The organism is Arthrobacter sp. 147(2020) (assembly GCF_013116715.1).
GTDB lineage: Bacteria > Actinomycetota > Actinomycetes > Actinomycetales > Micrococcaceae > Arthrobacter_D.
The window spans coordinates 1-24,323 of record NZ_JABFOM010000012.1; the positions used below are offsets into that span (position 1 = coordinate 1).

21 protein-coding genes and 2 pseudogenes are annotated in these 24,323 nt (G+C 62.6%); 11 read left to right on the forward strand and 12 right to left on the reverse strand.

The window, feature by feature from the left end; all coding sequences use genetic code 11:
* Nucleotides 1-267 precede the first annotated feature (267 nt).
* Together HMI58_RS09735 and HMI58_RS14685 are read left to right on the forward strand one after the other, a co-directional pair.
* Complete coding sequence (locus HMI58_RS09735; protein WP_171619372.1) at nt 268-807, forward strand: GIY-YIG nuclease family protein; 540 nt, start codon at nt 268-270, stop codon at nt 805-807.
* Between the two features lie 200 nt (nt 808-1,007).
* Nucleotides 1,008-1,283: pseudogene (locus tag HMI58_RS14685) on the forward strand (transposase); the annotation flags it as partial.
* Between the two features lie 944 nt (nt 1,284-2,227).
* On the opposite strand, the gene HMI58_RS09745 reads toward HMI58_RS14685, so the two are convergent.
* From HMI58_RS09745 to HMI58_RS09755, 3 genes and pseudogenes are all read right to left on the reverse strand, one after another.
* Nucleotides 2,228-4,351: a hypothetical protein gene (locus HMI58_RS09745; protein WP_171619374.1), complete on the reverse strand. Its 2,124-nt coding sequence runs from the start codon at nt 4,349-4,351 to the stop codon at nt 2,228-2,230.
* Nucleotides 4,348-5,241, reverse strand: coding sequence for a glycoside hydrolase family 43 protein (locus HMI58_RS09750; protein ID WP_171619376.1), 894 nt, complete (start codon nt 5,239-5,241; stop codon nt 4,348-4,350). Before HMI58_RS09750 ends, HMI58_RS09745 begins: the two co-directional genes overlap by 4 nt.
* Before the next feature lie 56 nt (nt 5,242-5,297).
* Nucleotides 5,298-6,218: pseudogene (locus HMI58_RS09755) on the reverse strand (ABC transporter substrate-binding protein); the annotation flags it as partial.
* A 609-nt stretch (nt 6,219-6,827) separates the two neighbouring features.
* Between HMI58_RS09755 and HMI58_RS09760 the strand changes: the two are divergent.
* The gene (locus HMI58_RS09760; protein WP_171619378.1) at nt 6,828-7,256 is read left to right on the forward strand and encodes a DUF1801 domain-containing protein; all 429 of its coding nucleotides are present in this window, start codon (nt 6,828-6,830) and stop codon (nt 7,254-7,256) included.
* 91 nt (nt 7,257-7,347) lie between these two features.
* On the opposite strand, the gene HMI58_RS09765 is transcribed toward HMI58_RS09760, so the two are convergent.
* From HMI58_RS09765 to HMI58_RS09775, 3 genes are all read right to left on the reverse strand, one after another.
* A complete protein-coding gene (locus HMI58_RS09765; protein WP_171584673.1) occupies nt 7,348-8,979 on the reverse strand; it encodes a ribonuclease J in 1,632 nt (543 codons plus the stop codon).
* Nucleotides 8,980-9,409: 430 nt separating this feature from the next.
* Nucleotides 9,410-11,248 carry an S-layer homology domain-containing protein gene (locus HMI58_RS09770; protein WP_171584381.1) on the reverse strand — a complete coding sequence of 613 codons (1,839 nt, stop codon included), beginning with the start codon at nt 11,246-11,248 and terminating at the stop codon, nt 9,410-9,412.
* Nucleotides 11,249-11,458: 210 nt separating this feature from the next.
* The gene (locus tag HMI58_RS09775; RefSeq protein ID WP_171584382.1) at nt 11,459-11,776 is read right to left on the reverse strand and encodes a hypothetical protein; all 318 of its coding nucleotides are present in this window, start codon (nt 11,774-11,776) and stop codon (nt 11,459-11,461) included.
* A 156-nt stretch (nt 11,777-11,932) separates the two neighbouring features.
* Here HMI58_RS09775 and HMI58_RS09780 point away from each other — a divergent pair, with 156 nt between their 5' ends.
* Nucleotides 11,933-12,859, forward strand: a complete 927-nt coding sequence (locus HMI58_RS09780) for an alpha/beta hydrolase (protein ID WP_345890619.1) — start codon at nt 11,933-11,935, stop codon at nt 12,857-12,859.
* 13 nt (nt 12,860-12,872) lie between these two features.
* Here HMI58_RS09780 and HMI58_RS09785 read toward each other — a convergent pair whose 3' ends face one another.
* Entirely contained in the window at nt 12,873-14,102 is a 1,230-nt protein-coding gene (locus tag HMI58_RS09785) for an alpha-hydroxy acid oxidase (protein WP_171584384.1), read from the reverse strand.
* Nucleotides 14,103-14,245: 143 nt separating this feature from the next.
* On the opposite strand from HMI58_RS09785, the gene HMI58_RS09790 reads away from it, so the two are divergent.
* Together HMI58_RS09790 and HMI58_RS09795 are read left to right on the forward strand one after the other, a co-directional pair.
* A complete protein-coding gene (locus tag HMI58_RS09790; RefSeq protein ID WP_171619382.1) occupies nt 14,246-14,923 on the forward strand; it encodes an FCD domain-containing protein in 678 nt (225 codons plus the stop codon).
* Nucleotides 14,924-14,965: 42 nt separating this feature from the next.
* The gene (locus HMI58_RS09795; RefSeq protein WP_171619384.1) at nt 14,966-15,487 is read left to right on the forward strand and encodes a DUF664 domain-containing protein; all 522 of its coding nucleotides are present in this window, start codon (nt 14,966-14,968) and stop codon (nt 15,485-15,487) included.
* Nucleotides 15,488-15,512: 25 nt separating this feature from the next.
* Here the strand turns inward: HMI58_RS09795 and HMI58_RS09800 are convergent, their stop codons facing one another.
* The 3 genes from HMI58_RS09800 to HMI58_RS09810 all read right to left on the reverse strand — a co-directional run bounded on the left by HMI58_RS09800 (nt 15,513) and on the right by HMI58_RS09810 (nt 17,210).
* Nucleotides 15,513-16,157: an alpha-ketoglutarate-dependent dioxygenase AlkB gene (locus tag HMI58_RS09800; RefSeq protein ID WP_171619386.1), complete on the reverse strand. Its 645-nt coding sequence runs from the start codon at nt 16,155-16,157 to the stop codon at nt 15,513-15,515.
* A 45-nt stretch (nt 16,158-16,202) separates the two neighbouring features.
* Nucleotides 16,203-16,451 carry a hypothetical protein gene (locus HMI58_RS09805; protein WP_171619388.1) on the reverse strand — a complete coding sequence of 83 codons (249 nt, stop codon included), beginning with the start codon at nt 16,449-16,451 and terminating at the stop codon, nt 16,203-16,205.
* Nucleotides 16,452-16,532: 81 nt separating this feature from the next.
* Complete coding sequence (locus HMI58_RS09810; RefSeq protein ID WP_171619390.1) at nt 16,533-17,210, reverse strand: phosphoribosyltransferase family protein; 678 nt, start codon at nt 17,208-17,210, stop codon at nt 16,533-16,535.
* 186 nt (nt 17,211-17,396) lie between these two features.
* Between HMI58_RS09810 and HMI58_RS09815 the strand changes: the two genes are divergently transcribed.
* From HMI58_RS09815 to HMI58_RS09825, 3 genes are all read left to right on the forward strand, one after another.
* Nucleotides 17,397-18,521, forward strand: a complete 1,125-nt coding sequence (locus HMI58_RS09815) for a Vms1/Ankzf1 family peptidyl-tRNA hydrolase (RefSeq protein ID WP_171619392.1) — start codon at nt 17,397-17,399, stop codon at nt 18,519-18,521.
* Nucleotides 18,522-18,631: 110 nt separating this feature from the next.
* Nucleotides 18,632-18,961 carry a hypothetical protein gene (locus HMI58_RS09820; RefSeq protein ID WP_171619394.1) on the forward strand — a complete coding sequence of 110 codons (330 nt, stop codon included), beginning with the start codon at nt 18,632-18,634 and terminating at the stop codon, nt 18,959-18,961.
* 234 nt (nt 18,962-19,195) lie between these two features.
* On the forward strand, nt 19,196-20,278 hold the full coding sequence (locus HMI58_RS09825; protein WP_171619396.1) for a TerC family protein: 1,083 nt from the start codon (nt 19,196-19,198) through the stop codon (nt 20,276-20,278).
* A 294-nt stretch (nt 20,279-20,572) separates the two neighbouring features.
* On the opposite strand, the gene HMI58_RS09830 is transcribed toward HMI58_RS09825, so the two are convergent.
* The gene (locus HMI58_RS09830; RefSeq protein WP_171619398.1) at nt 20,573-21,160 is read right to left on the reverse strand and encodes a TetR/AcrR family transcriptional regulator; all 588 of its coding nucleotides are present in this window, start codon (nt 21,158-21,160) and stop codon (nt 20,573-20,575) included.
* Nucleotides 21,161-21,399: 239 nt separating this feature from the next.
* Between HMI58_RS09830 and HMI58_RS09835 the strand changes: the two genes are divergently transcribed.
* Nucleotides 21,400-21,939 (forward strand): CPBP family intramembrane glutamic endopeptidase, encoded by a 540-nt coding sequence (locus HMI58_RS09835; RefSeq protein WP_171619400.1) that lies wholly within the window; start codon nt 21,400-21,402, stop codon nt 21,937-21,939.
* Nucleotides 21,940-22,400: 461 nt separating this feature from the next.
* Complete coding sequence (locus tag HMI58_RS09840; RefSeq protein WP_171619402.1) at nt 22,401-23,786, forward strand: alpha-amylase family protein; 1,386 nt, start codon at nt 22,401-22,403, stop codon at nt 23,784-23,786.
* A 117-nt stretch (nt 23,787-23,903) separates the two neighbouring features.
* Here the strand turns inward: HMI58_RS09840 and HMI58_RS09845 are convergent, their stop codons facing one another.
* Nucleotides 23,904-24,302 (reverse strand): hypothetical protein, encoded by a 399-nt coding sequence (locus tag HMI58_RS09845; RefSeq protein ID WP_171619404.1) that lies wholly within the window; start codon nt 24,300-24,302, stop codon nt 23,904-23,906.
* Nucleotides 24,303-24,323: the final 21 nt, after the last annotated feature.

The window sequence follows — 24,323 nt, forward strand, 5'->3', positions numbered from 1 at the left end:
AGTAATCACCCATCCAATCGTTCGGAACAGGTGGCTCAGTTTTCAACCGTCACAACGGCTCAATTTTCGACCGTCACCGACAGGGCTATCTAAGCGAGACAATTTCTCGGGCGGGGTACACGCGAATCAGCGTGACCAGTTTCCATGTGGGATTTCGAAGGGCGGATAAGTCGCGGTGGGGGACCGTCTATCGGGCCCGCTGCGCAGGAAGGGTCAGCCTGACTCTCCCGCTCGTATCTGCTATTTAGTTGGCGATACTGTTGTGTCGTGACCAATAGCTATGACCAAAGCGATTTGAACATCTACGGTGCCGAGGATGACTTCGAGATGGACGTCATCCTCGATTCCATTGATAGGGCGACTTCGTCGATGACGCTCGACTCCGCTGAGCCTGCGGGTAAGGATTGGAGTCGGCTCCTTGCGGTGCCGAGACGTGCTGCAAGTGGTTTGACCCGCGCGGATCTGCCGAATGAGCCGGGGGTTTACCTGTGGTCGCGTGGTGGGGTTCCGCAGTATGTCGGTACGGCGACGAGTCTGCAGAAGCGGCTTTCGGCACACCTTGGCGGAGGTGTGAGCCTTGCGGGATCTTCGTTGCGCCGGAATGTATGTGAGCTGCTGTTTCAGATCCCGCCCAATGTCACGGGCAATCCGACCCGGCAGAAGGTGACGACTGGTCAGGCGACAGCGATTCGGAGTTGGTTGCTGGGCTGTGATGTTTCCTGGCTCCGAGCGCGTACTGAGCGTGACGCTGCCGCGTTGGAGGCTCGGATTCGGCATGTATTTCGGCCGCCGCTGAACCGGGTGTAGCCCTCAACCTACGGACAGGGAGGCCACCGCGGCCATTCGCGCCTATCGGGCGATACCGCATCGGTCTACGGGACAAGTTCGTCGGTGGTAGTCCAAGGTGGTGAAGTTCGGGCGGTTAGGTTCTCGGAAGCGCTTCGAAGATCATGACTCTTTCCAAGGCAGCACCTGTGAATGGTGTTCCGCTCCAATCGCTCCATACCCTTTGCGGAGCCGCTCTTATTCCTGCCAGCAGCGGTCGAACCCACCGTCATCGACTCAACCGCTGCGGCGACCGCGCAGCTAACAACGCCCTCTACATCGTCGTTCTCGGCCGCCTACGCTACGACGCACGCACCCGCGCCTAGGCTGGCCGGCGCACCCAGCAAGGCCTCTCCAAACCCGAAATCATCCGCTGTCTCAAACGCTATGTCGCCCGCGAAATCTACGCCGCCCTACAACCCACCCACGCGACGAAGGCACCCATCAAAGCCACTTGACGATCCATAGGAGCATCGACCCCTCACCGCAACACTTCCCCTAACGACTTGAGTTCGTTCCCTGCACCTGAACTACACCAGCGAGCCCGCGTCCCGCGTCTAGGTGGTGTAGTTCAGGATGTTCAATAGCCCGTCAGCACTCATTGGTGAGCTGTGCTGGCGCAAAATTCCCACGGCTTCACTCTCAGCGGCAGCGGTGATTCATCCGTGGATCTGCGTAGTGTGCCGGTTGCCATGGGCCGCTGCCGGCGCCGAAGTGGGGAGGAGGTCAACCTGTTTGCTGGCGTTCGTTTGCCATCTTTGCCGTTCCTTTCGGCAGGGCCAATTCACTTGGACGCTAAGTGAATTGGCAAGTTGGAGCTGGGGGACCGTGGAATACCGGAGGGAGCTTGCGAGTGAGGATATGCCGCGAAAGCTCCCAGTGGAGACTTGCCAAGAGAAGGGCGGACAGTACCCTGACAAGCCGAAACGGAACCGACGTAGCCGGCCAGGCCATTCCAGTCACGAAGCGGCCTCGGTGACTCTCCGCTGGTCATGAGCGGACGAAGAGTTTGATAGGTCTAGACAGATCACGGTTGGGATTAGTAGAAAGAATCTTGAGGGTCAAGGCCTCTCAGGAGGCAGACTGGGATGTTGGTCTCGCCCGCGGCCGTGTGTAGGGATCATCGACGGGGGCGGTGTTCACCACACGTTTACCACACGGAAACGATGAAATACGGTGACATGTCATGGTTTTTGCAAATCGACAAAATCGTCTAGATTCCGCGGATTTTTGGCACACTGCGAGGTTTTGGCAGGCGTCGAAATGGGCCGTCCCCTGAGAAAAGGTCAGGGGTTCGATTCCCCTAAGCTCCACTTGTCCCGCGGATCTGGGCTTCATTCAAGGAGCGCATGACTCATTGAACCGGTTTCTTTGGTGGCACCGGTGAAGACCGCTCCGCAGCTCACGCCGAGCGAACAAGTCCTTCCACCTGCACTGACCAGTCGGATGGGAATCCGGGCGCGGGTCCAACCGGCCCGTCATCCCATCCTCCGGCCATCAGAGCAACGGCAGCCAACAGGCCCCCGTTGCCCGGAAGATACAGTGGAAGCGAGTCTGTCTGACGATTGTGGCCGTTGGGAAGAAACGTGTTCTTGCCGGCTTCGAGCAAAAGGGATTCCACAGCGGTCTCTGGGAGGCCCAGCCGGGCCGCAGTCATTGCGAGAACCGGGTAATCCCAGCCCCATGTGCTGTCCCAGTCCCAATCTGCCAGAACATCGGACAGAGTGGCGCGCATGATCTCTGGGTTGATTAGATCCGTCTGAGGGACAAATCCGAGTGCGCACAGTATCGAGGGATGGTCCGACCGGAGGGTGAACGGCTCAACATCGATCGCGCTGTACACGCCGTCCGCCACATGCGGTGCGACCATGCCGGTGGCGACCTCATCCCATTCCGGCATCGGGTCGAGGCCCAGGCGCTCGCGCCAGGCGGAGGCGGTCCGAAGTGCCCACTGCCAGTATGCGAGTTCAAACGTGGGATTCGACGTTCGGCTGCGCGTTGAGCCGTAGCTTTCCTGCGCGGGCACAAGGGGCGGACCGAGCTCAAAGCCTTTATCCGTTCGATGCGCAAAGCTCACCATGAATTGAGCCGTTTCGTAGATGATGTCTGAGAATTCTTCAAGGATTTCGCGCGACGGGGCGGCTCGGTAAATCAGTTCAGCAAGGTAAATGGGATGCGGCTGCTGCCAGATCAGGAACGTCCCGATAGTGCTTGGCGTTTCCCGCCCGTCGGGACCGACCTGTTTTGGCCAGCGGGCGCCGTCGTACCCCTGCCACTTTGCGGTCCCGCGAGCATCTTCGAGAATCCCGTGGTACCAGCGAAGACTCCGCAGCAGCAGTTCCGGGCGCCCCCACAGCGCAAAATGCGCGCTGTGCCACCAGTGCATCTCCAAATGGAACTTGCCACGCCACGAGTTACACACCAGTCCCGTTTCCTGCGATGGCATGGAACCGGCGCAGTTGACGGCAGTCAGGTACTGGGACAGGACGATGCGGCGCTCAAGCTCGTGGGCCCGCCGGTCGCGGGTGCGGTTGAGCTGAACGGCGCCTCCGGATTTCCAGAACCGCGGCCAGTGGTCAGCGGAGGCAAGGACGACGTCGGCAGCAGTGCTTGTTCCAAGGTCATCTTTCTGTGCGTCCGGCTCCGTGATGCCGCGTGTTGTGCACTCGCCTGCTCCGGTGCTGAGGAAGTGGACGGTCACGTCCATAGCCGCGTCCTTGGTGGTCAGCCACAGTTCATGGGGTCCGAGCTGTTCGATCTCAAGCTGCGCACCCGTAATCTGCACCTCGTACGCGGACCCATCGAGCGATCGGCGAACCCGCCAGCCGTCGTCGTTCTGTTCCACAGTGGTGCGATGTGCCTGTGGCGAGTTCCAGTCTGCGGCGTTGTGCCATGCCTCCGAGCCGTAAGGGAACGACAGTGAGAGCCCAAGACCCTTGGCTAGCGCTGCCGAGGCCACCTGGATCCCCAGCTGGTCGCGGTGTGGATGGCAGGACGTGGTTACCTGAACGGCGTCAGCACCAAGAGTGAAGGTGCTGGTGACGACGCCGGTCCAGAGATCGAGGGTCTGCGTCGGATTCGAAATGTCAGTGCTGCGCAGGGCACTAACGCCCGCGGAGTCCGCAACCGCGAAGCCCAATCGCCCGAGATCCAGTCGGTGCGGGTTGGAACGCAACCACAGCTCGCGCTCCGGAACGCTGTTCTCGGTGTCGCCAGAGATCGACCCGCTCATGTCGATGTACGGCACTGGCCCGCGAGGTGATTCGTAGGTAACGGCCGAATCCAGCAGACTGTGCTCTTCGGGTGTGGGGGTGGCGTGCCAACCCCACTGAGCCTGTGTACCCAACAGGGTGCCGCTGGGGAGGGCGGAGCGCGCTCCAACTGGGTACTCATCCGGAAAGCTTTGTAGCCCGGTGAGGTCCACGGTGAACGCAAATTCACCGTTTCCCACCGACACGGGACTCCGGGGGTCCACGGACGTCTGCACCACGTTGTGGCGGCGGACCAGTTCCTGACGGTCGATCATGATGCAGCCTCCAAGGAGAGGGCATCGCCGTTCACGGCGAGCGGGCGAAGGACGGCGCGTTCATCCGGAGTGTGGTTTGGCTGGTGAAGCGCAAGGTACAGGTGGCCATCGAATGACCGAAAGATCATCCCGTGTCCGCCATCATGCCCCCAGATAGGATCCTCGTCCTGCGTCCACGGACCCAAGACGGTTCCCGATTCAGAGCGGGCTATTCCCATCGCGTAGCCGTTCGTGCCGATGCTTGACCACAGCATCAGGAGTGTTCCGGCCCCGGTGCGATGCAGGAACGGGCCGTCGGTGACAAATACCGGGAACTTCAACGGTTCGTTCCGCTTCAGTTGCCTCGCCCAGGGCGCCTCCGAGGCGTTGAAGAGAAAGATGGGGCGGCCAGCCGCTGAACGCAGATCCGGTGTCAGCTTCCTGGCATAGATTGCGCCGTCGTGGATTTGCGTCCACTCCTGACAGAACACGACCCACGCGGAACCCTCGCCGTCAATGTGGAGCGTTCCGTCGAGGCACTGCCAGTTGGAAGGAGTCACTGGTCCCTCCGACCAGGGTTCATAGGGGCCCTCCGGCTTGTCCGCTGCAAGGATCTGTGTTCCTCGAAATGTGCCTTCGCCGTGGAAGGTTGCAAACATGAAATACCTGCCGTCATGCTCGTGGACTTCGGGTGCCCAAAATTCTGTAGTGCCCCAAAACCCATTGGAAGGACGGAAAGCTGGCAAAGAACCTTCCCAGGACTCGAGGTCGTTGCTTGTGTAGCAGTCGAATCCGGTTCCCGGCCCAGACCAGATATTGGTGTCTGTGCTGCCAAAGAGGTAGTACTTGCCTTCCTCGGGGACGGGCAGTATGTACGGGTCGCGGATCTGAATTTCCTGCAGCTGCAGCATGGTTCCTTTCAAGGTGGCGCCCCGTCGCTTTGACGGGGCACCGGGGCGATGTGCTCCTACTGGCCGATCGCGGCGTTTACCTGCTCGACAAACTGGCTGGCCGCTTCGGCGGGAGTGAGCCTGTCAAACAGCACCTCTGAATTCAACCGGTCCAAGGTGAGGGGAGTCTCAGTGGAGCCGAGCGGGCCGACCACCAGGGGATCCCCGGCCAGCTCACCCATCCGGCCCACGAACTGGGTCTCGACTTGCTGGGTTTCGCTGAGTTCAGGCTGAATTGCTTCCAAGACATCGGGGTTGGCAGGAACTCCGCGGTCCGTTTTGACGATTTCTGATGCGCTCGGATCGTTGACGAGGAAGTCCACCAGTTTTGCCGCCTCAACTGGGTGCTCAGACTGCGCGCTGATGGAGTAAATCTGCGAAGCCTGCAGCCACATTCCCGGCTCCTGCTGGGATTCCCCGGGTGCGCGCAGGAGTTCCAGGGGCTCACCGGCGGCAGTCTGATACGCGGCATACTGGTTGCTCCAGGCGAACTGCATACCTGCCAGGCCCCGACCCATCAGACTCTGTTCAGGCGCGGCCTGGCCTGCCAGTTCGGTGGTGATCGACGCTTCGGGAGCAGCGCCGGACTCGCTGAGGCTGGTGGTCATCTCCCACCACGATTCCAACGTGTCAGTGCTGATGTTCAACCCTCCCTCTTCGGTATAGAGGGACTCACCCAATTGGCGCGAGTGCAGGTCCAGTGTGTCGGCGGCAGTCGGATCGGCGGTACCGTAGACGCCTTCCTCGCTGTTTTCTCCGATGGCTTCCGCGAGGTCAACGTAGTCCTCCCAGCTCCAGGTTTCGTCGTCGGGCATCTCGACGCCCGCTTCTTCGAACACTCGAGGGTTCGCCAGGATGGCGTAGGTGTTGACTCCGGTGGGGACGCCATACTGCGTTCCGCTGAACTCTCCGCTACCGAGTGCCGAGTCAGGAAGGTTGCTGAGATCAGGGTTTCTGAGACTTCATCGAGGTCGAGAAGCGCGCCCCTATCCCCGTATTCCCGCGGATAGGCCCCTCCCAGGGTGATGACGTCCGGCGCATCCCTTCCAGCGACGGTTGTGGCCAGCCTGTCGAAGTACGCATCGAAGTCCGTGTACTCGGGACGGACGGTGATTCCGGGGTTTTGCTCTTCGAAGAGATCAATTGCCTGTTGCGTGATTTCCGCGCGTTCGGTGCTTCCCCACCAGGAAAACCTGAGCTCGACGTCGCCACCTTCCTCGTCCCCGGAGCTACCGCCGCAGGCTGAGATGCCCAGCATCAGGGCTGCGGCTGCGCTGACAATAGTCAGATTGCGGCGGGTTGGCTTCTTCATGGCGATCTCCTCATTGAGCCGGTCTGCGTAGTTGTATCGTTTCATTTACTCAGAAAACGCTTTCTTCGTCAGGGGTCGTCCGTGGACAGGTGGACCAGAACCAGGGGCCGCATCGAGATCTCGTCACATCCGTGTTGGTCGAGTTGTCTGGGGCACTTGTCGGCTTGCCGTTTGATGGGGTTGGTGACTGCTCTACGAGTACGCTGGGTTATCCGGCCAGATCCAGAGGAGACCCATGGCAGCGAAACCTCCCGTAATGTCACCGTCCGACCAGCCAGTCGCGGAGGTACTCGACCGTGCCACTGGCCCCTGTTGTGCCGAGGCTGATGAACTGCTCACCATCATGGGGGAGATCAGCGGCGAGCAACCGGTCGTCTGGGCCGGGCGGATCATCGGGTTCGGAGAGCACGAGTACCGCTACGAGAGCGGGCACGGTGGCCGGGCTCCTCTGCTGGCCTTCGCGCCTGGTCCTACCAAGCACACGATTTACCTCGTCAGTGATTTCTCGGTGCGTTGGCCTGATCTCTTGGCCCGCGTCGGGAAGTACCGTGCGAGCAAGGCGTGCCTCTATCTCACACGATTGACCGGGGTGGACCGCAGCGCGCTCCGCGAACTGCTGGAACGCTCCCTCGCCGAGACCCAGGGTTCTGCGGCTGAGCGATAGACCGCACCGGGGGACAGCGAAAAACCCACCAGCCTCCATCCTGAAACGGATTGAAGCTGATGGGTCTCGGTTATGCCGAAGTAGGCGCTACTTAGGCGTCGACGACGATCGCTGTTACCACTGGCGTCCGGTTGTAGAACCGGCGCATCCAGGACGCGGTAGCCCGCTCGATGACCTCTTCGGGATCGTTGTTGCCGCCGCCGCGGCGACCGCCCGGGTTGGCCAGCGACTTCTCGATCGCGTCCGACGCCTTGTCCAGGTCCTCCTGGGTGCACTCGAAGCCCTTCGTGAAGAACTCGAGTGGCTCGGCCATTTCGCCGGTCTTCGCATCGATGATGGCGAGCACAGTGATCGCGCCCTCCTCGGCGAGCTGGCGCCGTTCCTCAAGGGTGTCCTCGGTGGTGTGGCCCACGCTGTCGCCGTCGACGAAGACCAGCCCGGCAGCGATCTTGCCCGATATGGTTGCCTTGCCGTTGATCAGGTCAATGGTGGTGCCGTCTTCGGCCAGGATCACATTCTTGGGGTCGACGCCGGTAGCGACGGCGATGGCCTCGTTGGCCTTAAGGTGGCGCCATTCTCCGTGCACCGGCATCACGTTGCGTGGCTTGACGATGTTGTAGCAGTAAGCCAGCTCGCCGGCACTCGCGTGACCCGAGACGTGCACCTTCGCGTTGCCCTTGTGGACCACGTTGGCGCCCAGCTGGGTGAGGGAGTTGATGACACCGTAGATGGCGTTCTCGTTGCCCGGGATCAGTGAGCTGGCCAGCAGAACCGTGTCGCCCTCTCCGATGCGGATGGCGTGGTCGCCACCTGCCATGCGGGACAGTGCGGCCAGGGGCTCACCCTGCGAGCCGGTGCAGATGAGGACCACTTTGTGGTCGTCTGCCTGCTGCAGTTTCTTGAAGTCCACGAGGATGCCGCGGGGAATGGTCAGATAGCCCAGTTCCCGGGCAATGGTCATATTGCGGACCATCGAACGGCCCACGAAGGCCACCTTGCGGTGGTGGCGGTGCGCCGTATCGATGACCTGCTGAATCCGGTGGATGTGGCTGGCGAAGCTGGACACGATGATCCGGCGCGGGGCGGTACGGAAAACCGTATCGATAGCCGGCAACAGGTCCTTCTCCGAGGTGGTGAAGCCGGGGACGTCGGCGTTGGTGGAGTCGGTGAGGAACAGGTCAACGCCCTCGGTACCCAGCCGGGCGAACCCCACCAAGTCAGTAATACGGCGGTCAAGGGGGAACTGGTCCATCTTGAAGTCGCCCGTGTGCAGCACCATTCCGGCGCTGGTCCGGATTGCGACGGCGAGGCTATCGGGGATGGAGTGGTTGACGGCGAGGAACTCCAGGTCAAAGGGGCCCATCGGTTTCCGGGCGCCTTCCTCAACCTGGATGGTCTTCGGAGTGATGCGGTGTTCCTTGAGCTTCGCCTTGATGAAGGCGAGCGTCAGGCGGGAACCGATCAGGGGGATGTCGGCCCGTTCCTTCAGGAGGTAGGGAATACCGCCAATGTGGTCCTCGTGGCCGTGGGTCAGCACGACGCCGACGATGTCCTGCAGGCGGTCCCGGATAGCCGAGAAGTCGGGGAGGATCAGGTTCACGCCCGGGTGGACCTCTTCGGGGAAGAGGACGCCGCAGTCGACAATGAGAAGTTTCCCGTTGAACTCGAACACGGTCATGTTCCGACCGATCTCACCAAGCCCGCCGAGGGCGACAATGCGCATCGCGCCCCGCGCGAGGGTAGGAGGGGTTTTCAGGGTGGTCTTGTTATTCACTGTATTAACTCGTTTTCAATGGGGTGTGCGAGCTGCGGGTTGCCGCAGGGTGGCCGTGACCGGCCGAAATCTGTCGTCTCTCATGGGCGCCGGCAACCAAGCCGCTTGCCCGATAGCGGGAGACTGCCGCTAGATCGGAAGTGGTGGTTCGCTCGGATGACTGCAGCGTCGGCTGCGGGGTCATCGGGCAGGAATAGACGCGTCCTGCCGATAGGTCGAGGGAGAAGTCCACCTATTTACCTTACTGGAAGGTACGCTACCACGCCGTATTCCGGGCGGCCGGTGACCTGCACTGTTCCACCAGGATGCCTGGAAGCGTTAAACCCACAAGGGCGGCAGGTGACCCTGCCGCCCTTGCGGAGTACTTCAATTCAACGTGTCAGAGCTTGCAGCCGCCCAGCTGCTTCTGCACACCGTCGACGCGGTACACGAATGCGGCCATTGCTTCGCGGGTGATGCCTTCCAGGGGGCGGAAGGTTTTGTCACCGTATCCGGTGGACACCCCGGAATGCTTCATCCAGGAGATCTCCTTGTAGAACTCAGCGCCGCGGGGCACATCCCTGAAAGGCGAGGTAGTGGGGGCAGTGAATCCGGCCGCTCCGCCCAGGTTGCAGGCGTCAGCGGTGTACCGGTACAAGAATGCGGCCATGGCGTCGCGGTTGATGGAGGTCAACGGCCGGTAGGTGCCGTCATCCCATCCGGTCGCGAGTCCCACGGACTCCATCCAGGCGATCTCCTTGTAGTACTGGCTGTTGGTCGGCACGTCCTTGAACGGGCTGCGTGTGGGGGGAGTGTAGCGGGGGCTACCGGCGTGCCGATAGATGAACGCCGCCATTGCGTCGCGGTTCATGGTCGCCAGGGGGCGGTAGGTGCCATCGGTGTACCCGGTGGTCAGGCCCTTGGAGTAGAGCCACTCGATCTCGCCGCGGAAGCCCGACGTTCCGATGTCCCAGAAGGGCCCACCCACCTCAACGGTCACGGTGGCGGCCGTGGTGGACACGGAGTTGATGGTCACCCGGGTGCCGGCGGCGGTGACGAAGGTGCTGCCCGCCTTCCAGGAGTGGTTGGCCGCGTAGTACCCGGCGAACGGTTTGGTGGAGGGCATCAGGATGAGCGAGGCGTTCGCTGCGGACCCCCCGAGCTGGGTGATCTTGACCCCGAAATTGCCGTTGACGGCCAGCGCCTTGTCGTAGCCGACCGGGGCCCGGTGTTCGAGGTAGTACACCTCGCGGCTCTTCGGGTCGGTGAACTTGATTGCCCGGTTGGCGGCTGTTCCTGCCCAGGGCCTCAGCGTGTAGGTTTTGCGTCCGGAGGCGACACCGGTGTTGCGGATCTCGTCCCCGCGGCCGAACTTTCCGTAGTCCCAGAAGCTGGCGCTGATGACCGGGGTCTGGAACCACTGGGCCGAGCCCATCAGGTCCATCGTGTCGCCGTATTCGCGGATATAGCAGGTGGGGTCAGTGAACCGGCCGTTGGTGACGCCGGTGTCGGAGGCGCCGCTGCCGCACTGCAGCGCGTCAGCGTGCATGAGGCCGAGGACGTGCCCAAATTCGTGGGTCACCACGTTGGTGGTGAAGTTGCTCATCTGCGGCATCAGGATGCGGCCGCTGGTGCCGTTGCTGCTCCAGCCGTACCCGAGGATGCCGCCGGGGAGGGCTGACGGGATGAAGACCACGAGGGCCGAGTAAGGGCTGTAAGTCCAGCGCAGCTCGCTGGTGACCTGGTTCATGATCTCGTTATAGGACCAGGTGGAGCGCGCCTTCGTCTTGTGTCCCGCGACCTGGGAGGTGACCGACATCGAGAGCCGGTTGTTGGACATCGACTTCCAGTAACTGCTGGAAACGTTCACCGCGTTCACGGCGTTGGCCATGGAGATCTGGCTGGAGTTGTCAGCAAGCTGAACCGTCACCAGCTTCACCTTGATGGCGCCCTGGCGCTGCATCGGTTCAAGGCTGGCCGGAACGTCCTGGGGTTGGGCCCCACCCTCACCCAGTACTTCCTGGCCGAGCTTTTCCTCTGGGTGCCCACCGGTTTCGAAGTCGTAGCCGGGTTCGTACGTGTGAATGGAGCGCGGTGTACCGTCGGCCGGTTCAACAATCGCTTTGTCTTCCGGGGAGACCGGTGCCGCGACCGCTGGTGCGGCCGTCATGGTGGTAAAACTCGATGCCAGCAGAATCAGGCCGGTGAGGGCCGCCGCGGATCGCGTGAAGACGCGCATATGTTTATTCCCTTACTCAACCGGGGCGAGAGACTCGACCGCTTTGCGGCAGATCCCGGGAGGTCCTACACAAAACAAGGTTCGGCACCGATGGGTACCGAACCTCTAAAGGTCACCTCAAAAGCATAGATTTGTGTGTCTGGCGGGCACCGCCTAATTTCTCATAGCCTTTCCGAAATACCCGAAGGATTCCCGCAGGTTTTCCCTCGGTCAGGACGCTTTGTCTGAAATCCAGGATCCGGACTGGGGAGAGGGTGGCAGAGATGAGGTCCGTTTGGTGCGCAGGGAGGTGACGACGCCGGTGGTTCGGCGTGGGCGGTTAAGCAGCATCCGGGTGGCGGCGAGCAGGAAAATCGGGAAGGAGACAAGGATCGCAACGGCCAGCGCGTACAGGGCCAGGAGGGCGTAAACGGGCGACCCGAACAGGCTGGTGATGAAATAGCCGCTACCCAGCCAGGCCCATAGCCAGAACACGAGGACCGCGTAGACCAGCGCGCGGGCACGGCGGTACTGCAACGGATAATGCATCCGCCTGCTCCATTCGGTTGTCCCCAAGCGTGATTGAAATCCGCTTCAAAGGACGGATTCAAGATTGATACTAGACCCAAATCGGGCGTCCGCAAGTTTTGTGGTTGACAATAGAACGTGGCCAGAAATAAAGCGAAAAGAATTCGCGTCGATCGTGTGTATAGCGGGAATCTTTGGACCCGGGTTAGCTCTGTCGGCAACCGCGGGGACCGCCCGTTCGTCCTGGTCTGCGGCATCGGGGTGTCTTCCCACAATTTTGAGCAACTCGCGCCCCATCTGGAGCAGTATGGGCCCGTGTATGCGCTGGATCTGCCGGGTTTCGGCGGCGTGCCCCACAACGGGAGCGGCCTATCGATGAGTGAGTATGCCGATCTTCTCGGCGACGTCATCGACTCACTCGATGCTCCCGATCCGATAGTGGTCGGCCACTCGATGGGAACCCAGGTGGTCGCTGATCTGGCTTCCCGGCGACCCGAACTAAGCACCATCGTCCTGATCAGCCCGGTGGTCGACGCCCAGCACCGGACCCTGCTGGCCCAGGCCTGGCGTTTCGCCACGTCCAGTTGGCGTGAACCGTTCCGCGTGAAAGTGCTGGCGGTGACCGCCTACCTGTTCTGCGGCTTCAACTGGTTCTTCCGGGTGCTGCCCAACATGTTGACCTACCGGATCGAGGATGCGGCGGCCAAGATTCAGGCCGACACGCTCCTGATCCGCGGGCAGCACGACGACGTCTGCCCGCCGGAGTGGATCGAGGCCCTATCCGCCCGGCTCCCGACGTCGAGCGCGTTCGAGGTGGAGGGTGCGGCGCACTCAGTCATGCATGCCCACGCCCGGGAAGTGGCGCGTCTCTGCGTCGATCACGCCAGCCGTGGGTCAGTGTCCGACGACGGCCGCATCGCCCGGATCGCTGAACTCCCGGAAGAGGGGACGGAAGTCGATCCGAAGGAAGTCCTGGAGATCGTCGCAGAGGAGATCAAGGGTGCGGCCACCGAGGTGAGCGGCAATGCGAGGGACAGCGACGCCCTGGTGGAAGAGGGGAAAAACAGGCAGGCCGAGGCCCGCCGCGCACTACGGGGAGACTGATCAGGCCGTGCTGCTAGAGCAGCCGGACGTGGTCAGGGTTCAGGTCCTCCACCCGGTTCACGCCCAGGAGTTGCATGGTCCGGGCGGTCTCCTTGCTGAGAATCTCGATGGTCCGGTCCACGCCCGCCCGCCCGCCGGCCATCAGCCCATACAGGTAGGCCCGTCCAATCAGGGTGAAATCTGCGCCGAGAGCCAGGGCCGCCACGATGTCGCCTCCGCTCATGATCCCGGTGTCCAGCATGATGGTGGTCTTGCCCTTCAACGCCGCAGCAACGTCAGGAACCAGGTGCAGGGGAATCGGGGCGCGGTCGAGTTGCCGGCCGCCATGGTTGGACAGCACCAGCCCGTCCACCCCGTGGTCGACGGCCTTCTTGGCATCGTCGACCGTCTGGATGCCCTTCACCACTAAGTTGCCCTTCCAGACATCCCGGAGCCAATCAAGGTCCTCGTAGGTCAGGGTGGGGTCGAACATGGAATTGATCAGGTCGGCCACCGTGCCGGAGTACCGGGACAGCGAGGCGAAGGCCAGCGGCTCGTGCGTCAGGAAGTTGAACCACCAGGCCGGACGGTAGGACGCGTCCAGGACGGTTTTAGCGGTCAGCGCTGGCGGGATGGTGAGGCCGTTGCGTACATCCCGCAGCCGCGACCCGGCGACGGCGGTGTCGACAGTGACCATCAGGGTGTCGTTGCCCGCCTTGGCCGCCCGGTCGATGAGCTCCATCGACCGGTCCCGGTCGGTCCAGAGATAGAGCTGGAACCAGTTCCGCCCGTTGGGGGCGGCCGCCGCGACATCCTCGATCGACGCGGTGCCCATCGTGGACAGCGTGTAGGGAATCCCCGCCGCCTCGGCCGCCTGTGACCCGGCGTACTCGCCCTCCGACTGCATCATCCGGGTGAACCCGGTGGGGGCAATCCCGAACGGCTGGGAGGATTGCTGGCCCAGCACCGATACGGAGGAGTCGACGGTCTCGACGTTGCGGAGGATTCCCGGACGGAACTCCAGGTCCAGGAAGGCGCCGCGGGCCCGGCGCAGCGTGATCTCGGCTTCGGCTGCGCCATCCGTGTAGTCGAAAGGTGCGGTGGGGGTGCGCCGCTTCGCCTGATCGCGCAGGTCCCAGATGGTGCTGGCCCGCCTCAGCCGCGCGGCGGAGCCCAGTTCCGGCTTCCTGAATTGCATGAGGGGCGCCAGGTCACCGACCTTCGGGATACGTCGCTTGAGTGCTGGAGGAATCTGGGACGGCATGCTGACCTCGCTTCGTTCCGGTGTGGTAGGACCACAGGGCGTGAGGTTGACCCTACCGTCCTCGGGATTGGCCGCGCAACCCTTGAATCCGTGTTTTCCGATCCCTCCACGTGTGTGGTCGGACCACTGGCTACGATGGGGGGATGCGGAACCATGAGCTGGTCCTATCGTGGATCGAAGCGGAGCTGGCCGCCGGCCGCCTGGCCGTGGGGCAGCGCCTCCCCGGCGAGCGGGCCGTGGCCGAGCAGTTGAATGTCTCCCGCGCCTCGGCGAGGGAAGGCATCCGCGTCCTTGAGGCGATGGGGGTGGTCCGCGCGGGGGTGGGGTCCGGTCCGGGCGCGGGCACGGTGATCACCGCGAATCCTGCCGTGGCCCTCGGCTCGGCCCTGCGCTTCCACGTCGCCAGCTCGCATCTCCCGGTCGAGGACATTGTCCAGACCCGGCTCTTGCTTGAGACGTGGGCCGCTGGCCACGCCAGCACCACAGCCCCGTCAATGGAAACCGCTGCGGCGCTGCTTGATGACATGGACGCTCCGGGCCTGGCGACCGCCGAGTTCCTGCGCCTCGACGCGCTCTTCCACGTGGCGCTCGCCGAGGCTGCCGGAAACGTGCTGATCGGCGCGATGATGTCCTCGCTTCGCGGGTCGATCGAGACCTACACTCAGCAACTCACCAGCCGACTCCCGGACTGGAATACCACTGCCGAGCGTCTCCGTGCCGAACACCGGGCCATCCACCGGGCGATCGGCGGCGACGGCGGCGACCCGGCCGTCCTGATCGCCGCTCACATCGAAGGCTTCTACCGCGAGGCTGGCTTATAGTCTGGATCGACCCGGACAACACACACAAAGGAGGCAGGAACCATGAGTTCAATCGAGATCCTCGAGGAGGCGTTCGGAAGGATGCCGGATGCCATCCGCCGAGCAGTCAGCGGTCTGGATACTGACCAGTTAGTGGTCCGTCCCACCGCCACCGCCACCGGCAGCGGCAAGGGAAACTCGGTCGCCTGGCTGATCTGGCACCTTACCCGGGTCCAGGACAACCACATCGCCGACGCCGCCCACCTCCCGGAACTGTGGCTGAATCAGGGGTGGGAGGAGCGGTTCGGACTGGACCTGGATTCCACTGACACCGGGTACGGGCATATCTCGGCGCAGGTGGAGAAAGTCAGACCCGTCTCCGCTGACCTCCTGGTGGAGTACTACGACGCCGTCCACTCTCGGACCCTGGAGTTCATCGCTGGTCTTGGTGAGGTGGATCTGGACCGCATTGTCGATGCGTCCTGGGACCCGCCCGTCACCCTGCGAGTGCGACTGGTCAGCGTGGTGGAGGACTGCATGCAGCATGCGGGGCAGGCAGCGTACGTCCGGGGACTGCTGATCTAGGACGTCCGGGACATCATTTTCCGGGTTACGATAGTCCGGTTTCGCGCAGGGTCAGGTTCAGCCGGCCCTTGAGCCCGAGCGCGGGATCCGACGTGCCGGGATAGGTCTTAAGTACGCCGTGGTAGGCGAAGCGTGAGGGCCCGCCGAACACAAACAGGTCACCGGACTCGAGGGTGAGGTCGGTCCACGGCTTGTTCCGGGTCTCGGTGTTCCCGAAACGGAAGACGCAGGAGTCCCCGATACTCAGGGAGACCACCGGTGCGGCGGCCACCTCATCCTTGTCCTGGTGCATCCCCATGGCGGCGCCGTCGTCGTAGAAATTGATCAGGGCGGCATCCGGGGCGTACTCGGCGGGGTCGCCGTAGGCGGCGGCTACCGCGTCACGCCCCAACTGGGCCAGCCAATCGGGGAACTCGGCGACCTGGCCACCTCCGGCGTCGTCGGCGGTCTTGGTATATCGGTAGGGCTGCCAGTGCCAGCCCAGACACACGGTCTTGACCGACATCATCGAGCCATTGGGCATCCGTGCGGCACGCATGGGCACGGGGCCCACGGCCCAGCCGCGGCAGGCGTCGATCAGTTCCCGCTGCTGTTCCAGGCTGAGCCATCCGGGCAGGTGAACGGCGCCCGGCGAGGGTTCGGTCCGTTCCCGCGGCAATAAGGAATCCATTCCCTTATTCTGGCCGAAATCTGTTCCCGGCGGGGTGGGAAGTGCCTAGGTGGTCCAGAAGGTGAAGTCGTCCTGGCTGAGTGCCAACCGCGAGTCCACAGCTTCGTCGCGCATCCAGACGGTGCCGAGTCCGGGTGCGGTTTCCTCGACCAGCCCGCGGTAGAGCACACCTGCCTGCATCCGAGCCTCGATCCGGTCTCCCCGTTTAAGGGCGCGCAGGCTGCGGATTCGGCTGCCAGTGCCGGGAGTGGGGTCGGTGCGGCAGGGTTCGGTGTTGATGCAAGCGGTGGGCATGCTGGCCTCCAGGGGTTTGTTGAGCCGATGGCGCCAGCTCGTGCCAGCTATCTAGTTATTTCAACCGAACGCCGATCCGATCTATTCCCGTGGGCCGCCACGCAACAGTCCGATGACTTCTTCGTCGGGGACCGGCTCAAAGTGCCGGTACGCCTGCCCGACCGACCCGAGCGACGACGCATTCCACAGCCAGAAGGTCCGGTCAGCCACTGTCTGGATGTCGGCCAGGGATTGGCCCAGGAACACCGGCGCGGCCACCATTAGCTCCTTGGGACGGAGCTGCCGAACGGCCCCGACGGCCGCACGCAGGGTCGCCCCGGTGGCGACGCCGTCGTCGACCAGCACCACCTTCTGGCCCTCCACCGCGGGGGGAAGCCGTCCCTCCCGGTACAGCAGGTCGCGACGCGCCACCTCGATCCACTCGCGGGCTGCGGCCGCCTCGAAGATGGCCGTCCCGTCACCCGTCAAACCGGCCAGTACCCGCTCGTTCCGGACGGTGCTGCGGTTGCCGCCAGTGACCGCCACGGCGCCCATCGCGAGTTCAGCGAATCCGGGCACCCCCACCTTGCGGACCAGGACGACGTCGAGCGGGCACCGCAACACCCGGCAGATTTCCGCGGCGACGGGCACCCCGCCGCGCGGGAGGCCCAGCACCAGGAGGTCCGGGATTCCGCCCAGTGTGTGCAGCTCACGGGAGAGCTGGCGGCCGGCGTCCTGCCTGTCGTCGAACCTGTGCGGAGCTGTCGATTTGATTCGCATCTTATGGGTCTGTTCATCAGGGTCGAAGAGTGGTAGACCGAATGCAACCCTACATTTCCGGGCCGACGAAAGTCGATCACCTCAAGGAACCAGGAGGCCCGCCATGAATGAGCGGGACACCGCAGGAGAACGAGCCAAGGCGCTGCGGCGCCGTTGTTGCGGGTGTCGGACGGTGGGGGAGATGACATGAGTAGCGCACTGCACTCGCATGCCGGCCTGTATAAGCGGCCGGGACCGTGGGTCACCGTCTATACCGATGCCAGCACGGGTGCTGGAGATTCATTGCATGCCGACGACGCCCGCCCCGAACTGATCGCGGGCGCGCTGTACCGGGCGGGTGCGGACAAGACGGACCTGAAGGCGGTCCGGGTGGCCCTGACTCGGTCGGCGAAGGGATTGCCGGACCCGGTTGCGCGGTTCCTTCTGGTCAATGACGGTGAGGTTGAGTTTGACGAGTTCCTCCCCGGGCGGCTGGTGATGCCGCAGGTGATCGACGTCGGCCCGGTCCCCAACCTGGTGCCACTGGTGCATCACCGTCCGGAGGCATTCGCCTACGTGGTGGCGGAGGCGGGGCGCGACGGCGGAGTCATCCACCTGCATCACGCCCACATGGCGGACGATGTGAGCACCGAGGTGGAAGGTTCCACGGAGAACCTTAAGAAAATTCCGGGTGGCGGGGCATCGCAGGGCGGCTACCTTCACCGGACAGAGAACATCTGGCGGGCGAACGCTGCGGAACTGGCGGGGGAAATTGACCGGGTGGTCCGCAGTTGCCGGGCCAGGCTGTTGATCATCGCCGGGGATATCCGAGCAAGGAATCTGGTCGCCGACCAACTGTCAGAGGCCAGCAAGGCCATCCTGTCGGTCATCGAAAGTCATACCCGCACGGACGGGGCGGACCGTGACGCGTTTGCGCGGCAGGTCGCCGAACGCGTGGCGGCCAGCATCGAGGCTGAGCAGCAGCGGCTGCTGGAGAAGCTGGAGAGCCAGCTGGGCCGTGACCATCCGGAGTCCGCGGTGGGCCTCGGCGCGGTGGTGCACGCCCTGCAGCGCGCCCAGGTGGAAACGCTGTTGTTGGAGCGGGCGGCATGGGACGAGCAGCGCCTTCTGGCGCTTGCGGCCGAACCGTGGCTTTCAGCGTCGACGAACGAGACCGCGGGTGCCCGTCTGATCGGGACGATCACCGCACCCTCCGCCCTGCTTCGGGCGGCGGCGCTTACCGATGCCAATGTGGTCCTGTTTCCGCCGGGGGCGCTGGACCCGCACCGGATTGCGGCGCTGCTGCGCTGGCCGAACGGATCCTCGGTTTAGTACCCACGCGGACCCCTCTTCCCGGTCCCGATTGTGTCGGGGCTCTGTGTAATGCTGTGGACATGGACGATGTGGACATGAATGAGGGATCGGTTGCCAGGAAGTTCGCGATGAGTAGCGAACCGGGTTTCAACAGGATCAGGTGGGCTCCGGGGGTAACCATGACCGGCAGCGATGTGCGCGAGACCATTGGGGCTGTTGACGCGGTTTCTGGTGCTGGGAAACGGCCCCTCCTGGTTCACATCGGCTCAGTTGAACGGATCACTCGCGAAGCCCGGGAGCTGCTGATCGACGACACGTGTTCCACGAAGACAGCGGTGCTGGGGATGGATCGGGTGAGCATGGTCATGACCGCTTTCGCTTACACCTCGGCAACTCCCACCCGGTTTTTCACCGACGAGGCAGAAGCCATCGCCTGGCTTCTGGAGCCAAGCTGTTAGAACCGGCCATCAAACACCCGGTCGAACCTACCGATCGGGGACTGTGTTCCTGATGCCGGTTGGAAGGACAGGTTGGGGTGGGTTAGGATTTTTATATCAAGGGGAGTACTCCCGTCTGTGATCGGCCCGTCAATACGGATGCACTGAAGCATCTCGGGTCATTGGTTCCGGCAACGTCCGGGGCGGAGGAGACCTTGGCGTAGCTGTCCAACGCCTACCCTTTGGAGTACCTTCATGCAGATCTCACCCATGATCTGGCTCATCACGATTGCCGTGACGATTCTGTTCTTTGTCTATGAGTTCTTTGCCCACGTACGCAAACCCCACGAGCCGACTATCGGCGAATCAGCGCGCTGGTCAGCGTTCTATATCGGCCTCGCACTGCTGTTCGGCGTGGGAATCGGCACGGTGTCGGGATGGACATTCGGTGGCGAGTACTTCGCCGGCTACCTCACCGAGAAGGCACTGTCGATCGACAACCTGTTCGTCTTCCTCATCGTGATGACCGGCTTCGCGGTCCCGAAGAAGTACCAGCAAAAAGTGCTGATGATCGGCATCATCATCGCCCTGATCCTGCGCGGCGGGTTCATCGCCATCGGTGCCGCCCTGATCGAGAACTTCTCCTGGGTCTTCTACATCTTCGGCGCCCTGCTGCTCGTCCTGGCCTACCGGCAGGCGTTTGGCAGTCACGAATCCAACCCGGCAAACGGCAAGTTCATGACCCTGGTACGCCGAGTCCTACCCGTCACCGATGAATACCACCAGGACAAGCTCACCGTGAAAAAGGGTGGGAAGCGCTACATCACGCCCATGCTGTTGACCATCATCGCGATCGGCTTCGTGGACCTGATCTTCGCCGTCGACTCGATTCCCGCGATCTACGGTCTCACCAACGAGGCCTACATCGTCTTCACCGCCAACGCGTTCGCGTTGATGGGTCTGCGTCAGCTGTTCTTCCTCATCGGGGGGCTGCTGGAGCGTTTGGTGTACCTCGCGCAGGGTCTAGCCGTCATCCTCGGCTTCATCGGGGTGAAACTGGTCTTCCACGCACTGCACGTCAACGAACTTCCCTTCATCAACGGTGGAGAGCCGCTGCTCTGGGTGCCTGAGATCCCCATCTGGTTCTCGTTGCTCTTCATCGGCGCCACCATCTTTGTAGCAACCGTCGCTAGTCTCCTCAAGACCCGCGGTGACGACAGCAAGGACGACCGCTCAGTGGTCGACGGCGAACCGGTCATCACCGCCCACCCGCAGGACCGGGATGACGACCCTGAGGTGGATGGTGTGCCGGCATCTTCCGCGGACCGGTCCCGCTAGATTTTCGCTGCGGTCCAGGTCAGGGCACCTCTGGCGATTGTTCACACCATCCACCGTGCTGCCGTTCTGGTCGCATTCAGAAAAGGTCAGTAGCGTCGTTTATGTCTTGTTGAAGACGTGAGTGATACGGGAGTTTGCGAGTGCTCCCTGCGTTGGTGCCCTGGTCCTGCCTCCTCCGGCTGTCCAGGGCACCGCCGCGTTAAAGCTGCGGGGCGGCTCGTCGGGGGCAGGGCGCGATGAGCATATCGACGCCGACGGCTCGAACTACCGTCGCGTCATTCATGGGGCGGCCGCTTACCGAGGTAATTCGAGGATGACGCGGACGCCGCGGTGAATTTGTAACCCTGGTGGTGAGGGTCCGGTTGCGGCTGTTTGAGCTGCACCATCGAGGAGCCAGGACACCCATGTGGCGAGCTCGTGTGCTTGAAAATCTTCGCGGATGTGTCCGCAGTGTTGGCCCTCTTCGATGTTCCTGATGAGGAAATGGCTGACGAGGTCGGTTTCCGCGCTCAGGGCCGTCGCAACCGACGCCTCTGACTCGACACCAGCGAGTCCGGCGACGAAGACCGGGTAGGACGTCTCGCCGATTTCCGTTTCAAGCATGCTTGTGTAGCTCATCACCGCCTCCAGTCCTCCTGAATCATGCTCGAGCTGGGCTAGGCGGTCTTGAAGATCCTTGAAACCTGAATTGAGGACCGCGACGAGTGCATCGAGCTTGCTCGGGAAGTAATGGAAGAACGTTCCCGAGGAGACACCGGCCGCACGACAGATCCCAGCAGTGGTCGAGCGCTGATACCCAAGCGTTGCGAACTGCTTCGAGGCTGCACGGACGATCGCTGAGCGTTTCGCTTCGTACTTCTCACGATCGACGGGACGAGACATGCCATCAAGATTACCGCCTCAGTAGAGCAGATACTCTAGATCAGTTGCTCTAGAGTGAATACTCTAGGAATGTGAACATGGAATCCGCTGGCCCTGTCCCCCAATCTCTGGATGCCGGTAAACGGCGATCCTCGTTGCTGTGGGTGATCGTCCCGGGGGGCCTGGCAATCTCGTACTCGCCGATGTGGTTACCGAGGGTGCGCGAACCTATCGGGGTCGACATCGGGCTGACAGGTCCTATGGCATCAATCCTCTGGAACGCCCTCGCTGTTCTCGTGCTCGTCGCCTACATGGTCTTCATCGAACGCCGCCGCCCATTGGCCTCAGTTGGTCTGCTTAAGCCTTCGCAGAAGCATGTCGAGTGGGCGTTGTACCTGTTTGGGATTTATATGGGATGGCAGTGGATCGTCCTCACCTTCTTCCCGCCGCCGGCAGACTCGGGGACCGCGGCCATCACTTCCATGTCCATCGCAGCTGTCCTCGCGCTCATCGTCTCAGCAGCGGTATTCGAGGAAGTCCTCTACCGGGGCTACCCGATCGAGCGGCTGACTGAGCTGACTGGGCACCGATGGATCGCACTCCTCATCACCGTCCCACTGTTCATGGCACCCCACGTCGCCTTCTTCGGCCCGCAGTGGCTATGGACCCAAGGCATCGGAGCGATCGCGCTCTTTGTCCTTTATGCAAAGACTCGAAATCTACTTGTTTGCATGCTCCTGCACCTCTGCATCAACTTGCCGATCCTCATTCCCACGATCGCCCAGCACATCGGAACATGAGCTCCGAAAAGTCGTCGAGTTTGACCAGAAGGTCCCTACGTTTTCGGGTTATGACAGGATGCTTCCAGGGGGAAAACATGAAGACTTTTGTTATTGCATCAATGGTTGCGGTTACAGCCTTAGCCACTATCGCGTGGACTATGACCTGGATAACTCTCGTAGAAGCCGCTGGCGCGGTAGCAGTAGGACTGCTAGTCGTCCTGGTGACGGCACGCCTCCGGGAGAGCGCGGTCAAAGTACCTTCGGACGATGAGGGGCAGCGTCATCATCGTGGCCGGGGTGGTGGCGGGTTGATGTAAAAGCATCGCTGGCAGGCGGAGGATCCCCATCTGCGGTGAGGGGGGCTCTGTGGCTATGTCCCGTGCCAGCTGGACGGCGGCGATCCCGGATTTCCCGATGTCAAGGGTGCTGGTGGAAGACTGTAGGTTGCTTTACTCCACCACGCGAAGGGACCAAGACACATGAGGACACCGAACTGGGTGGAGCACGTGGTGTGGTGGCAGGTCTATCCGCTGGGCTTTACCGGAGCCGAAAAATCGGCCCAGCAGACACCGGACAATGCCAATGATCGTCATGAAGACGGGGACTCGGCTCCCGCGCGACGCGGCCTGACGCACCTGGTGGCCTGGCTCGATTACATCGTCGAAATGGGCGCTTCCGGCCTAGCCCTGGGGCCGGTGTTCGCTTCGGAAACCCACGGCTACGACACCACTGACTACTACCGCATCGATCCCCGGCTTGGCAGCGATGCCGACTTCGACGAACTGGTAGCGCAGGCCCACGCACGCGGAATCCGGGTCCTCCTGGATGGCGTGTTCAACCATACCGGCCGCTCCTTCGCTCCCTTCCAGAAGGCGCTCGAACAAGGACCGGGCGCGACGACGGCGGCCTGGTTCAGCTTCTCCTGGCCGGACACCTGGGTGCCGGGCACCGAACCCGGTTATGAAGACTTTGAGGGCCATCACCACCTTGCGGCTCTGAACCATGCGGAGCCGGCCGTGGCGGATTTCGTGGCCGATGTGATGAAGCACTGGCTGCGCCGCGGTGCCGACGGGTGGCGCCTCGACGCCGCCTACGCGGTGCCGACGTCGTTCTGGGCTGGCGTCCTTGACGAGGTCCGCTCGGAGTTCCCGGAGGCGTATTTCGTGGGGGAGTATATCCACGGCGATTATCCCGCGGATGTCCGCGCCGGGCACCTGGATTCGGTCACCCAGTATGAGTTGTGGAAGGCGATCTGGAGTGCGCTGGCGGAAGCGAACTTCTACGAGCTGACCGCAGCGTTGGAGCGCCACAACAGCTTCCTGGACACCTTTGTACCGCTGACGTTTATCGGCAACCATGACGTCACACGCATAGCGAGCAGGCTCGCGCCGTCGGGCCGGCTGGCTCATGCACTGGTGCTGCTCTTCACTCTGCCGGGTACGCCTGTGATCTACTACGGGGATGAGCAGGGCTATCGGGGCATCAAGGAGGAAAGGGCCGGGGGCGACGACGACGTCCGACCCTCCTTCCCCGCTTCCCCCGCCGACCTCTCGGACGTCGGGCAATCGCTGTACACGCTGCACCAGGAACTGATCGGGCTGCGGCGCCGGAACCACTGGGTGCACGCATCCCGTACCCGGGTACATACGCTCAGCAACGAACACCTGGTCTACGAGGTGTACGACGCCCGTCATGCCCTGTTCGTGGCAATGAATCTTGAGGAAAACTCGGTGACGCTGGAGATTCCCGCGTCGGCGTGCGAAGTTCTGGCCGGTGCGGGCGGACTGGACGTCCCTGGCGGTTGGCTGACCCTACCGCCGAAGGGGTGGGCCATTTTGGGCCTGGCTGAGGCTCAGAACATGTAGTCTTTCGGAAGCCGAACGAGAGTCCTCGGCTCGCTGTGCCGGTGCTTTAGAGATTTCCCCCAGCTCTCTAGGGCACCGGCACCCTTAAGTTCTCTCTAGGGCACCGGCATCCTTAAGTTAAGGGTCAGAACTTTGGTGAGTCACCGCGAAGACGTACTCAACGTCGCCGGTAGCGGAGGGGTCCCCGCTGAGCGTCACGTAGTAGCCACTTTCTGGGACTGAGATGTCGAATGACCCCGGCTCGCCGCACGCCAAATGTGACATTCCCTCCTGACGGGCTTCGGATGTATAGGCGAAAGTCAGTCCGTCGGCTCCAACGCATCGAACATGAACTGTGTAGTCGCCGGGCTGGAGGGCGGTGTCCGGCCAGCCGATTGTGTTCAGGGTACTAAAGTCGCCGTCGCCCGCCTGAATGATGCTCGCTGAGTCCAGCTGCAGATCGAGGGGCTGTGCCTTGGGTTCGGTGGGATCACCAACCACCTCAGGGTCGGCCGTCGCTGTCTCTGTGGCAGTCACCGTCTCACTTGCCGCCTCCGG